Raw genomic sequence first — 14,857 nt, 5'->3', positions numbered from 1 at the left:
AAACTATAATAAAACAAGTAACTTATCTAGTATTAATATCGTAACTATAGAATATATAAAAATATTTTCTACTACTCTGTATATTTCTCCTAACTAAAATACTAGTCATATTATGTCAATCTAGATGCTTATCTCTTAATCTCAGGATGCGACTATATTTAATAATTTATTTAGTATAGATTTATATCTACTACGTATGATTAATACCATGATAAAAGAAATATGCTATCATGATAGCATAAAATCATTGCAAAATAATAATTAATAAAAAATTAGATTTGACTAATAATATTCTTCTTTCCACAAACTTATTTCTTTTGTGATTTAACTGATTTTCGTTGTTAAGAACAATATAAATATTGTCTTTAACAGTGAATTAAAAAATTATCTAATTTTTTGTATATTGTCAATTTAAGAGAATAAGATTAAGAATCTTAACAAGTATTTACAAAGATTAGAAATTAATTTCTTTTAAAAAAACTAATTATGAATTAATAGTAAAACTTTACTATTTAAATATCAGAACAATTTATTTCCTTTATCGTGATAAAGTATCATATTTTAATGACTAACTAGAATTACAATACAAAACCTTAGAACTTCCATTTTGAATTTTATTATCTTGTCAATTAATAACCTAATGTCTTATAAATAATCTTTATATATATCTAATAGATCATCTCTAGTAATATGAGAGATGATCAAATAATTACTAAATTTTTAATAAAATAAACTGATATGAATCATTGAAAAATTGATAGATTTTCTATCACAATCATATATTCATTCTAAATAAAAATAATTCAGAAAGTAGGTGTTCATATTTGTAAGTCATTAAAATATATAACAAAATTACCTTTATTTTTCAATCGTTCGTCTATATTTATTATACAATTATTCTTCTCATCTATAATATTTTATAATGCTTAAATCATTTGAAAAAAATCAATTAAATATTATATCCCTATTCACTCAGTAATTATAAAATCTAAATTTATTTAAATATTAGTCATACTAATAAGTAAGCCCATAAATTATCAAAATAAAATGGATAACTAATTCACATGTGTAGACGATGATAGACAACTTACTGCTTACTAATTTTTAGTACAAAACCAATTCATTCATTAATTATAAGGTAATAATTAAATAAATTAGTATGCATTACTTTTTATAATAATCTTTTTGAAAAACTCTAAGTCTCTGATATTTTTTGGAAAAACTATGTATACAAAGTCATATCCTTACCCAGGATAGTATATAAAATAAACAAAATAAAAGAATTACAAGATTTAAATTAGATTATATAACATATTTTCCCTAACAAGAAATTCAGTAAAAATAACGCTATCTTCTATGTAAATAATCTTACATTCTAAGATTTCATTAAATTAATATATATCTTATATTAAGATATCTGGCTGTAAATCATAAATTAATTCATAATCGATCTATGGTATTATTTCTTTCTGAAGATAAAAATACAATTTACTCACAAATTGTATTTATACAAAACACCCCATATTCTCTAGTCTCTACCTAATCAACTTAATTAGATTTTTTTTCTAATCAAAGTTGAGCACTATCAGTGCAACTGATGATTTTATATACAATTTTTGGATATTATTATTTAACTATTTTAAATAATAAAAAACATAAAAAATTTAGCTCAGAGAGTCAATCTATACTCAGTTATTTTGGTGAAAAAGTACATACTGTCTATTTTATGTAGAATGACATTAAAATGATCATAATTTTTTATAAAAATGAGAGATATAATCACATCATCATATATTCTAAGAGATGGAATCTAATAAGATATTTTAAAAAAGAAAATTATATTCTTGCTGCGCTGTGTACTAGAATAAAAATTTATTTATTATTATCTTATATACTATAAATGCTCTTCTTATTCTTCTTTAATTTTTAAAGATAGAATAAGAGTATCAATTTAATAAATCATCTATACTAACGAAATCATATCTTATTGATTCTCTAATTTCATGCCATCAAAAAGTACGATAAATCTATAGATTATCTCAGATTTAATATCAGATATTGACAATACATCAACCAATAAAAATTAATATAATCATTTGATATAAATACAATTAATTTTATTTGATAAAATCAATTTATAAAAAGAATACGCTCTGAACCCAAGAGGTCAATGTCGATTGAGAATAAGATAAAACTAAATTGATTGAGAAACAAAGACACTGCCACCTTAATAAAAATGACAAAATTCATATATGTGACAATAGGAAAAAACTAGATCAATACAACACAAATCCATTCTAATATTACGGCTATATCATGTTACGATTCTATAATCATTAATATATGAAAATGTATGTAAAATCGACTTTTATAATAATTTTTTAAAAAAATGAAAAAGATATATCATAGATATGATATATTTTATATATATTTATTTAATTTAGTCTATTATATAGTATATTTACTACTTATTTATTATTCTTATTAAGAATAATACATCCTTTTTATAAAATTAAACTATCCACCAGCATATATATTAAAAATTAAAATATCACTCTAGTTAATTTTAACTCAATTTTTTTATTTTACTTCATTGAAAACCTTCTAACAATCCGGTTATCTATAACGATAGATACATCTCATACACTCATATAAAACTCAATAACTCAGATTATTTCAAAAAATTTTGAAAATATAATAATTTAACAATAATTTTTTGAAATGTCATATCCTAAATCTAGTACCTTAACTTAAGTACAATGCTCCTTATATTGTATCTTGCAGTCACTATAATTTCTGTTTCAAGTTTATTTGATAAAATTGATAGATTATCTCACTAATTAATTCTATTATTACAATAATAACCTTACATAATTAATTTTATAGATTATTGTACTCACCTTATGAAAAATAAGATTATTAGTTACAACCTTACTGAATTCTTTGGTCTCAACTAATTACAGAAAAAATGAATAATTTATTCTAATAGAAATGTAATTTCTAACTACATTTTTTTTAAATTGATCAAAGTTAATTAGATTAACTAATGAACAAATCTGAAATGAAATAAAAAGATCTTGATAATAATAAAAATTATTAATCCTTATTTTTATACACTGAATTAATTATCTCATCTTGTTTTTTCTACGTTAAAAATACTATTTCTTTAGTAGTTCAAAATCTTTAAACATTTTTTCTATATCATCATTAGTACGTAAAACCATAGCCGTATCTACAATGTTGCGAACTAAATAAGGAGAAAACTCTGAATAAAATTCATACATATAATTACGAAGAAAAGTTCTACGACGAAAAAATTTTAATTGTGCTAAAAGTAAATAGGTCTTTTGCGTTAATTCTGACTAAATCAAGATCATAAACTGGATTCACCGCTATGCTCGCAATAACCCCTAGACAAAGACCTAATCTTACATAAGTCTTAATTACATCAGCGTCAGTAGACGTTAAAATAATATGCGGCGTTAATCCATAACGATAAAATGAAATATCAAGCTCTGAACGATCCGTAAAACCAAAAGTATAAGTAACTAATGGATATTTAGCAACTTCTTCAATAAAGATTGACTCTTTGGAGGCAAAAGGGTGATTAGGTTTAACAATAATAGAACGATTTCAATGATAACAGGGTAGCATGATTAAATCATTATACAAATGCACATCTTTAGTAGTAATCGCAAAAATCAGTATTTCCTTGGCAAACTAATTCAGCGATCTGAGAAGGAAAACCTTGATTCATGTGCAAAGATACATCTGAGTGTCAATCAAGAAACGTTTTCATTGTTTGAGGTAAGGCATAACGTGATTGAGTATATATAGTAGACATATACAATAATCCTTTATTAGGCTAAGTATGCTCACCTACTACTAATTTAATCGAATCTACTTTAGACATAATATCGCGTGCAATACGAATAATGTCGACCGCTGCTGGGGTGATTGTAATCAGATGTTTTCCGCTACGAGAAAACATCTGAATACCTAATTAATCTTCCAGCATGCGTATTTGCTTACTAATGCCAGGTTATAAAGTCCTTCATTGGTTGAAGGTATATTCAAATTATGATTAACGACTTCGACAATATAATGTAACTGATTTAATTTTATTTTGTGTTCCATCTTCTTTGGATCCACATAAAAAACTTAGAGATTAGCTCAATGAATTACTTTGATAAGCTTTTTCTACAAATAAAGTTCTATATATATTATATTATATCAAATTTGATGAACTTGTATAAAACCGAACTAGAAAGGAGTTCTCAGATCAATAAAAGAACTCAATACAGTAAGTACTTTGAAAATCAGACTGATATTTAAGAAAACACATACTATTTAACATCTCCATTATTCTATTGATTAATATAGTAGAAGAACAAACTTTAATTATCTTGAGATAATAAGTATACTCAGCTTACTGTATTATACAGTATCATAATATCGTTTTCAGAAAGACTTTAATAAATAAAGTGTTATGTCAATTTTAGTATAAAAGTATTTGTTCTACTACTTTTTAATAATTTTTTATTTCCTCTGTTATCATATCAACGTTAATCTGATGGTCAATGAATATATTGAAACTCTGCATAGAGTTAGTTATGATTTTATATCAAACTCCATTCTATATTTTTAAAATTACAGACATTATTTATAAGATTCAATCTTCTGTACTTAAAAGACATATTAAAATATGTCCTCTTCTGGAATATAAAAAAATTATAACTTATATCACTACGCTATAACTGAAGAATAAAACATAATATTGCATCATAAATAAACTATATTAAATGATTTATCTTATATTTCTAATTGACATTTATAGGATATAAGATAAATCTTCGATAAGTCGTTATATAACAATCACCATCACTGATTAATTCTAAAACAATGTTCACTTTACATTAAGTTTTAATATATAATGTTCACTCAGTGATTACTGAAATATATAAAGATAGCATTCTAAAATGTAGAATTTTTAACATTTATCAAAAATCTATCTCTATCATTAGAATTCTATCATTGAATCAATCTAATACATATTATTTATCTCTTTTATGTTACGTTTCATTAACCAATGAATATAAAAATGCGAAGAAGTTAAACATTAATGCATAAATAAACGCATTATTATATTCTAAATCCGTTTTATTATCTCTAATAATCTTAAATTAAAGAGAGATCTATATAAAATTATAGAACTGCTACATTTTATAAATATATAAACAAATATAGAACAACTTTCTTATAAAAAATAAGAAGATCTTTTAAACATAGAGAAAAGTCAATATCTATCATTTAACGTTTTACTTCTTGCCACCGACCATCAATAAAATATGCAAACCAACCAGTTTTTTTCCCGTTTTGTTCAGTAAGAACAAACTGTGTTTTATTTTTACGACTAAAACGAACTATAGATGGATTACCATCTCTATCTATAACAGGTGCATTAGCTAAGTAATGCAGGTTTGTTGGTAAACGATCTCGATAAAGTCGTAACTCTTCAACCTTAGGTGATCTAGTTTCACGTGACCTAGGAAAAGTATTAGCAGCTAGAAAAATGCCTGACGCACTTTGACGTAAGACAAAGTAAGCATCTGAGGTTTGACAGAGCAACTCTGGCAATGGGATTGGATCTAATTTCGGTGGGGCTATATTTCCATTTCTCAGAACTTTTCGTGTATTTTTACAATGTTCGTTCAAGCAAGCCATATATTTTCCATAACGACCAACTTTCATAGACATTTCCGATCCACATCTTTCGCATAAAATTGAAAGATCAGTACGGCCTTGTATTTTAAACTCACCATATTGAATTTCATAACCATTACACGCAGGGTTTTGACCACATATATATAGTTTACGTTGATAATCAATTAAATAACAATCCATAATCGTATTACATAGTAAACATCGTCGTCTTATACTAAATGTATGCGTTTTATCTTCGTTATTTTCTAAATCATTAAACACTACGTTATCTGGAATAAGATTAATAGTTTTTTTACACCGAGAAACAGCAGGTAACGCATAGGAAGAACAACCAAGGAAAACCCCAGTAGTTGCAGTACGAATACCCATTCCACTTCTACAAACCGGACATTCTATAGATGTAGGAACCATTTTATTAGGCTGCATGCCACCTACTTCAGGATTCATTTCGGCTTTTTCTAGATGCTTACTAAAATTTAGAAAAAAAATATCTAAGACTTCCTTCCACTCTACTTGATTATGTGCAACTTGATCTAAACTATCTTCCATATTGGCAGTAAAGCTATAGTCCATTAAGTCAGGAAAGTTATCTATTAAGCGATCAGTAACGATTTCACCTATTTTCTCAGCATAAAAACGGCGGTTTTCTACCCTAACATATCCACGCTCCTGAATGGTCGAAATAATAGAAGAATAAGTTGATGGGCGACCAATACCTCTTTTTTCAAGATCATGAACTAATAAAGACTCACTAAACCTATATGGTGGCTTAGTGAATCGCTGAGTTGGTACAAGATTTTGTAAAATTAAAACACTTCCAACGCTTATTATAGGAAAGATTTTATTATCAGTACATTCTCCTGTTACTGACAGTAACCGCGTCCATCCATCAAAAAACAACACTCTCTTTTTCTCTTTAAGAGTAAAATTAGCAGCCTCTGCAATTAATGTTCGAGTATTATATATTGCAGGTATCATTTGACAGGACACAAATTGACTCCAAATTAACTTATAGAGTTTTTTAGCGTCTTCAGGCATGTCATTAAGTTGTGAAAAAAGAACTTTTACATCTGACGGACGAATTGCTTCATGAGCTTCATGCGAATTCTTAGCGCTATTATATAGGTTTTTTTCTTGTGGTAAGTATTGCTTACCAAAGACTATCTCAATATAGTCACGTACCATAATTAAAGAATCTTGGCTTAAATTAGTTGAATCAGTGCGCATGTAAGTAATATAACCGGCCTCATAAAGATATTGAGCCATAACCATAGTATGCTGAACACTAAAAGATAATCGCGTACTAGAAGCTTGCTGAAGCGTTGAGGTAATAAATGGTGCACTAGGATTTCTGATAGAGCGTTTATCTTCACAGAAGGTAACTTTAAAACAGGCTGTTTTTAACACCTCAAGAGCAATATTGATTTGAGATTCTTTACTTGGAGAAAATGCTTGTCTTGATTGATGAGTAACCTGCATCCGAAGACTAACGCCTTCTAAAGTAGATAGTTCAGCATGTAAGAGCCAATACTCTTCAGGTGTAAAAGACTTAATCTCACGTTCACGTTCTACAACTAAACGAACCGCTACTGATTGCACGCGACCAGCAGAAAGACCCCGTGCAATCTTTTTCCACAGCACAGGAGAAATCATATAACCTACTATACGATCCATAAATCTCCGTGCTTGCTGTGCATAAACGCGATTAATATTTAATATGCTTGGATGATTAAATGCTTGGCAGATAGAATTTTTAGTGATTTCGTTAAAAACGATGCGCTTATAACGCGTTTTGTCCCCGCCAATAACTTCTTGTAAATGCCAAGCAATCGCCTCGCCTTCTCGATCTAAATCGGTTGCAAGATAGATAAATCTAGATTGCTCAGCTAATATTTTAAGCGCGGACACCAATTTTTCTTTTCCAGGTAAGATCCGGTAATTAGCCTTCCAACCATTAAAAGGATCAATGCCCATGCGACTAATTAAAGATTTATTTATATTGTTTTTATTTTTATTAACTGCATTACCAGAGTGACTGTAAATATTTTTTTTTTCTATCTTCCTGCTAGTCGGCAAGTCACGAATATGACCAAGACTAGATTTCACTACATAATCTTTTCCAAGATATTTATTAATTGTTTTTGCTTTTGCCGGAGACTCAACTATTACTAACACTTTTCTCATAGTTACCTTGCCTAATTAACACTATATGAAGCCATAGGCTCTTTCTTTGTAAGATGTTCAATTATATAATTTATAATAGTTATTTTAGATGAAATAATTATTGTCTATCTATGTTATAGATAGGATTGACTTATCAATAAATGCTCTTCAAATTTATATGGAACTTATACATAAATACTGAATGTCTATAATACTGATATTATAAAATATCTGTCATTATGTATTTAAAATAAAAATACAGTTATATAATTGATTTTATCAAAACAACACGAATTCTTCTTAACTAAAAAGATATTAATAAAAATCTATGCACAATATATTTTATCACTATGCAAATTTGTGTTACAAGTAAAAGAATTATCACAAACTCATGTTATATTTAAAATAATAATCCTATCATTTATTTTATGGTACTGCATACAATCTTATATTAAGTATTCTTATATTTTCTTATAGATAACCTTCCTGCTAGGTACATCCCTTAAAGGCAGAGTATACATATGGTTTCTATTATTTAATTTATTAATTAAATCTAGATTTTTAACTAAAATTACATTAAAATTTATAATCTACATTTAATTTTAAATAACTAAAATAGTATATAAAATATATACTTCTTTAGTTTCAGTTAACTACTGAAAATTTTTTTAATTTTATAAATTATAAACAAGCACATAGAATTTTAACATGATAAATCTATAAACAATTTCTATTATTTAATTTTATCGTAAAATATGCAACCAAATCAAGATCTTATGATCTATTTTTGTAAATAAAATCAATCCTATTTTTTTTAAAAATACATTAAATTTAAAATAGATGGGATATACTTTTGAATATTCTTTATAGTCTTGTTATGTCTTGAACAATAAATTTTATATCAACATTTAATCTTAAATATTTAAACATAGTTTAATCAATAAAAAAATTTCATAATGAAATTATTTCTTAAGACATTAATAATTCATAAAAATATTCATGTGCATATCAATTATAATGAAAGTTATATTAATCTCATAATAAACGTTAGATTATAAAATAATAGTAATATATTCTACTTAATCACAGTTGAATCATATATAGAATCTAATGAATTATCTATATAATACCATTAACACTTATATCAGATACAACATGAAAAAAAGAAAAAATTAGTAACAGTTTATAGAAATAAAAAATTTTAAAATTATAAATTCATTATAAATCTCTAGAGAGAATACTGAACTCTTCCACTTTTTGAAAGAAATACAAAATAAAAAAATAACTAGTATAACGTAAAAAATTATGATGATAATTATCAATAATTATTATATAATAATTATGAAAAAACTAATTTTCACACATCTACATTGGGTATCCATTATAAATGTTAAAGAAATATACTTTAATCACCTTACATTATACTCTATTAGAGGTTCTCTTATTATTGAGAGCAATATGTATCATAATTGGAATGGATTAACGAAGTTTCAGCATCAATGTTATTATCAAAATAAATTCTTTACCAAAAATAAATAGCTAATCACAATTGAGTTTAATTCAATTATAATTTTTATTTATTGTTCTTATTGATTTTAGACTCGTGAAGAAGTCTTCTTAAGAAGAAATTCAGAGAATTTCATAATTATTGAATATTGTAAAATATATCCAAATTAGATACATAAATTTGTTTCCATAATTCTTTTTTTTCTTCTCTATCGTTAGCAAGCTCCTCTAATACAGAGGAGGTAATATTAATTCCAGTTGATTCACTCGGGATTTGTATCCCTAAATACCATTTATTATAAAAGATATCTTTTGGTAACATTTTTATCTGGCGAGGAGATAACATCTGAACCTGTCCTATATTTAGGTTCATCGCACGTAACACATCCATAAGTAAAGTATCATTCTGCAATATTATTTTATGCGACACAATAACTAATTGTGTAATGACAGGTAGAGATATAGCCATTTCACCTTGAAACACATGATAATGACGAGTTGTATATGGTATAATACCCATATGATCTAAAATCTGGTTACGTCTGAGAGACATTAGATACTCCTAATATCATTATTTTATTTTTTTGATATACACTTAATCAATCTATATCTACGATAATAGACTATTTTGGTAGATATTTCTATTTCTCTTATTAGTATAATAAGATAAGTTAGTATTGACTTAAATAATATAAAAAATTGTATTTCTTCTAATTTATACCTAAAATTAAATTCATTTAATTCAAAAATAAGAAATATCAAAAACACTCTAATTATAATCACTTTATCTAGCATAATAATTTCTATACTTAAACAATTTCTACGGTGGTCTTCTAGGAAAATTTAGATGTCTAAATTGACTCCATCCAGTATTCTTATATCGCGCAACTACCATATATTTACTAAGCGTCATGTATTTTTTGCAGGTAATTTACAAGATTCTCTACCAGGTTTCTTAAAAACTGCACAGAGTTTCGCACATACTCAACAATATAATCATTGGCAAACTCTAAAATCTTTTCTTAAAAAGCGAGCTTATTATAGTCTCATTATTACTAGAGATATGGTATTACACTGTAATACATTAATATATTTTTGGCCTAAAAATAAACGAGAAGCAGATTTTCAGTTACAAAATCTTCTTTCCCTTCTTCCGATTGGCAGTGATATTTTCATTGTTGGAGAAAATCGAAGCGGAGTTCGTGGAGTAGAAAAGATCATTACACACTCTTTAAATCTTAAAAAAATTGATAACGGATGCCGATCTAGTCTTTATCAGGGAACTCTAAACGTAAATTCATCTTTTAATGAAAAATTATTTTGGAATGAGTATAAAATTAATAATATAATTTTGAAAAGTTTACCTGGAGTATTTGGTTTTAAGGGTCTTGATATGGGAAGCCAGTTACTAATATCTACTTTAAATAAAAATCTAAACGGCAAGGTATTAGATGTTGGTTGTGGTACAGGAGTGATCTCTGCTTTTTTATTTAGTCTATCACCTCAAGTTCATCTTACATTAATTGATGTCCATGCCGCAGCGATTGTGTCTAGTCGAGCTACATTATTGTCAAACTGTTTTAGCGGTAAAGTATATTGCAGTAATCTTTACTCTAATGTTAATGAGCGATTTCATTTAATTATATCTAACCCACCGTTTCATACTGGTTTAAAAACCAATTTAGAAATAGCATATAAATTAATTAAAGGTGCACCAAAATTTTTATATAAACATGGAGAGCTTCGCATTGTCGCTAATTCTTTCCTTCCTTATCCAAAAATTTTAGATGATACTTTTGGAAACCATCAAATTCTTGCGAAAAATCAATCATTCAAGGTTTATCGTTCTATAAAAATTTAGTTTAATTAAAATTAAATATCTCTGATCGTGGATAAATTAAACTTATATCTCATAAGCTAAGTATTAATCATCTAAAAAAAGATATTATTTTCTAGTTAGAAATAAACTTATGATAAACCTAGAATATAACCGAACCTAATATAAAGTGATTTTTTTAAGAAAACTACTACTTTTATAAAAAGTAAAATTATACTTTAATACATTAAATTACATGAACATTTGGCTTATGTAGATATAAAATAGAAGGTTTATTTTGATCAAGACCATCTTAATTAGAAAACTAAAATCCTATCTTATCCTTACAAAAAGATAATCATTTTTAATTTACTATTTACAATATAACTACCATTTAATAACTCTAAATGATTTGTATTGTACTATAAAAATCTGATTAAATGAGTGATAAAAATTATCATACGCATGTCAAAAGTATAAAAAATAAGTTTAGATAACTACGATTTCTTTAATATATTTTAGAGCTTTTTTCTATAAAAAAGTTCTTAATATGCTAATCTGTTAGTGTAGACATGTTATTATTTTATAATAAATCTCATATAGACGGAATATTCCTATGGAATATCGATTCTTTTTCCTTATTCAGTTAACTATACAATCATTTCATGATAGCTAATAAATAAAAAAATGTAATAAATATTCATATATTAATATTTATATATAATCACTTTTCAATAGAGAGTAAGTAAATATGATTTTATCATCATTACAAAATATTCGCGTCTTCTATGATGGATCATTCTTGTCTATCTACCTTTGTTAAAATTTTATATCTAATATTCATGATATCTTATATATTGGTTTTAATCACATTACTACCATTCATGATGATAAACAATAGAAGATGAGATATTTTATCTACCTCTAAACTATCAATTTAACATATATCAGTGAACTACAAAAAATCAAAATACAAAATTTGGATCTTCTTCTGTATCTGAAGATATATATATTTTTACTAAAAAATCTTTATAAGAGTTTATATTCTTGGCCAGAATATTGAAATACGCTGATTGCAATCATATTTTATATGATTTGTAAATACATCACTTAATCACTTTAATCCAATTTATCTTTAATGTATTCTAAAATACAAAAAGTAATTTAATTTAGCTTTATTCTTGTAAAACACTTAAATATATATTTCTAATCCTTTGATTACTAGTAGATTTGACCATCAATCTCAATTTATAATATAAATAAAGTAAGTTATCAAATAACTAAAGTTAAAAAATCGATTAATCCAGTGACATTAAAATAAAAAATTACACAATAGATTTCTGTAATTTTATGAGACTAGTTTTCAAAAATTAATCATAATAATTAATTTTCCCTGTAAATAGTTCTTTTATTCTTTAATAACCTAGTAATTACCAATAAAGATCATAAATTTCAGTAGATTAAACAAATAACTAAACACAGTAATCAAACTTAATATCGAAAAAATATAATACTAGATATATTTTCTATACTCAATGAACTCATATGTTTCTGTTTACAAAAGGTGAATAATAAAATCATCAGATAACTAAATTAATGACTAAAACCATTAAACTTGTTAATCTTTAATACTATTGTCACAAATTAAATAAAAACTAAAAAGAATATAATATTTTTAGACGAGATGAAATAATGGAAAATTAGCTTATTTTAATTTCTTTATAAGCATACAATTCATAAAATTTTAATTAGAGAAGGAATAAGCTAGAATAGATAATTTAGTAAACATCATAATAATCATCAAATTGTTATCACCATACCCATCTAAAACAATCAGAGAATTCTAGAAAGATAATCTAACTATTAATTTTAAAATAACATACGATCTGAACCATAATTTGATTAGATAGTTAGTAAACTAATAAAACACATTATTTGACTTTTGAGCATAAAAAGTGAATAAAAATATTGGTGTACAAACCATCATGAGATAAAGTTTTTATAAAAATTTAATATGATACAAATTTTAGACGAAACGAATCAAAAGTATAAAACTCATCATATAGCTAAAGTAATTTTTATTCTTAACTCCATAAGGATAAAAATATTGTTATTTATAAAAGAGAATAACATGAGTTTTAATATAGATAGCAACAAAAAGCTTATTCGATAATGTTTCTGATAAATAAAAAAATAAATAATTGAGTTACGTTTTAAAAATATGCTATTTATTAATATAATATATTGAGTTAAATTGCAATTTAAAAATTACTTCATCCTATTATAGTTATTATTAACTTACATAGAAAACAAAATTATATAGTATTTATAATTAATGCAATAAAAACTACGAAGAATCTAAAGTTATCTTCGAATAGATTAAAAAATATTTTCTATATGAATAAATAATATCTATATATTTTGCCATTGCGTAAGTATTGAAATGCGACGACGCATTAGTTCATGATAAATTTCCTTACCTTCGAATCCTCTATATAAAATTTCTTTCGTCGACACATTTTGCACCAACCCCCATGCTCGGCGAAGATATTCACTCTGTTTATAACAGAAGTCTATAGAATCACTATTTCGACGGGAAAATATTTCACTAACTAAAGCTATTTTGTTTACACGAGATGGTTTTCTCCAGGCATCAATTTTGTTAAATAAACCTATTAATTCAGAAGGCGAGCGAGACTGAATTGTATCTACAATATGATGAAACTTTATAACTACCATTGCGAAATTACGTAAAGAATGAGGAACAGATAATCGCATACATAAAGAACTAATCAGAAGAGTCCTATATGAATTAAATTCGTCATAGCTAGCCCATGTAATATGTCGTAAAGACGCTAAGGATAAATCATACAATAAAACAGAAAAACGGATGTCTATATCTGTAGTTAATTTAGCTGCAATTGATAACGCCATTGGAGAATGAAGATAAATTTGTATTTTTGAGTTTTTATGTCTGTTAGAAACGAAACTATTAATAGTGTTTAATTCTGGAAAAAGAACTGTAAGAGAACCACATAATTGCAAAACTTGAAAAAAAACATCAGGATTTTCGGTACGCAAAGCGGCTAGCAACTCCTTCCATATTCTTTCTCTAGGAAGAGAACAAAGTTCACCATTTTTTGACATACGTTTCATTATTGTCAAAGTTTCATCAACAATATGAAAATTTAAATGAGCCAAAGATGCAGAAAAACGCGCCACGCGTAATACACGCAATGGATCTTCGTAAAAAGAAGAAGAGACATGACGTAGTTTTCGATTTTGTAAATCAATTATTCCACCATGCGGGTCATAGTATTTACCACTTTGATCCTGAGCAATAGCATTGATAGTGAGATCACGACGAGCTAAATCCTGTTCTAAAGTGACCTCTGGTGATGCATGACAAATAAATCCAGTATATCCTGAAGAAATTTTTCTTTCAGTACGAGCTAATGCGTACTCTTCACCGGTGTCAGGATGAAGAAACACTGGAAAATTACGACCAACTTTCTTATATCCTAAATCTATCATCTTTTGAGATGAGCTCCCTACTACAAGCCAATCTTTATCTTTTAATGGTAAATCTAGTAATTGATTACGTATTGCACCACCAACAAGATATATTTTCACCATAACGCCTACAAA

The 14,857-nt window shown here is 26.2% G+C and carries 4 protein-coding genes and 1 pseudogene; 1 reads left to right on the top strand and 4 read right to left on the bottom strand.

Annotated features, from left to right (window positions below):
* Window positions 1-3,158 precede the first annotated feature (3,158 nt).
* The 3 genes and pseudogenes from cysB to HACICURT3053_RS01430 form a co-directional block, all read right to left on the bottom strand.
* Window positions 3,159-4,125 (bottom strand): annotated as a pseudogene (cysB, locus tag HACICURT3053_RS01440) (HTH-type transcriptional regulator CysB).
* A 1,185-nt stretch (window positions 4,126-5,310) separates the two neighbouring features.
* A complete protein-coding gene (topA, locus tag HACICURT3053_RS01435) occupies window positions 5,311-7,908 on the bottom strand; it encodes a type I DNA topoisomerase (RefSeq protein ID WP_157991979.1) in 2,598 nt (865 codons plus the stop codon).
* A gap of 1,624 nt (window positions 7,909-9,532) precedes the next feature.
* The gene (locus HACICURT3053_RS01430) at window positions 9,533-9,946 is read right to left on the bottom strand and encodes a DNA polymerase III subunit psi (RefSeq protein WP_157991978.1); all 414 of its coding nucleotides are present in this window, start codon (window positions 9,944-9,946) and stop codon (window positions 9,533-9,535) included.
* A 294-nt stretch (window positions 9,947-10,240) separates the two neighbouring features.
* Between HACICURT3053_RS01430 and rsmC the strand changes: the two genes are divergently transcribed.
* Window positions 10,241-11,254, top strand: coding sequence for a 16S rRNA (guanine(1207)-N(2))-methyltransferase RsmC (rsmC, locus tag HACICURT3053_RS01425; protein WP_157991977.1), 1,014 nt, complete (start codon window positions 10,241-10,243; stop codon window positions 11,252-11,254).
* Window positions 11,255-13,621: 2,367 nt separating this feature from the next.
* Here the strand turns inward: rsmC and HACICURT3053_RS01420 are convergent.
* On the bottom strand, window positions 13,622-14,842 hold the full coding sequence (locus tag HACICURT3053_RS01420) for a multifunctional CCA addition/repair protein (RefSeq protein ID WP_157991976.1): 1,221 nt from the start codon (window positions 14,840-14,842) through the stop codon (window positions 13,622-13,624).
* Window positions 14,843-14,857 lie beyond the last annotated feature (15 nt).

It is taken from the genome of Candidatus Erwinia haradaeae, from assembly GCF_900698855.1.
In the GTDB taxonomy this organism is placed as follows: Bacteria; Pseudomonadota; Gammaproteobacteria; order Enterobacterales; family Enterobacteriaceae; genus Erwinia_E; species Erwinia_E haradaeae_F.
Note: the sequence above shows the minus strand (reverse complement) of the source record. Positions and strands in the feature narration are given on the sequence as shown.

What these genes read in the sequence shown, in the direction of transcription:
- topA (WP_157991979.1), bottom strand. Translation starts at nt 7,908, where the DNA reads ATGAGAAAAGTGTTAGTAATAGTTGAGTCTCCGGCAAAAGCAAAAACA.
- HACICURT3053_RS01430 (WP_157991978.1), bottom strand. Translation starts at nt 9,946, where the DNA reads ATGTCTCTCAGACGTAACCAGATTTTAGATCATATGGGTATTATACCA.
- rsmC (WP_157991977.1), top strand. Translation starts at nt 10,241, where the DNA reads ATGTCTAAATTGACTCCATCCAGTATTCTTATATCGCGCAACTACCAT.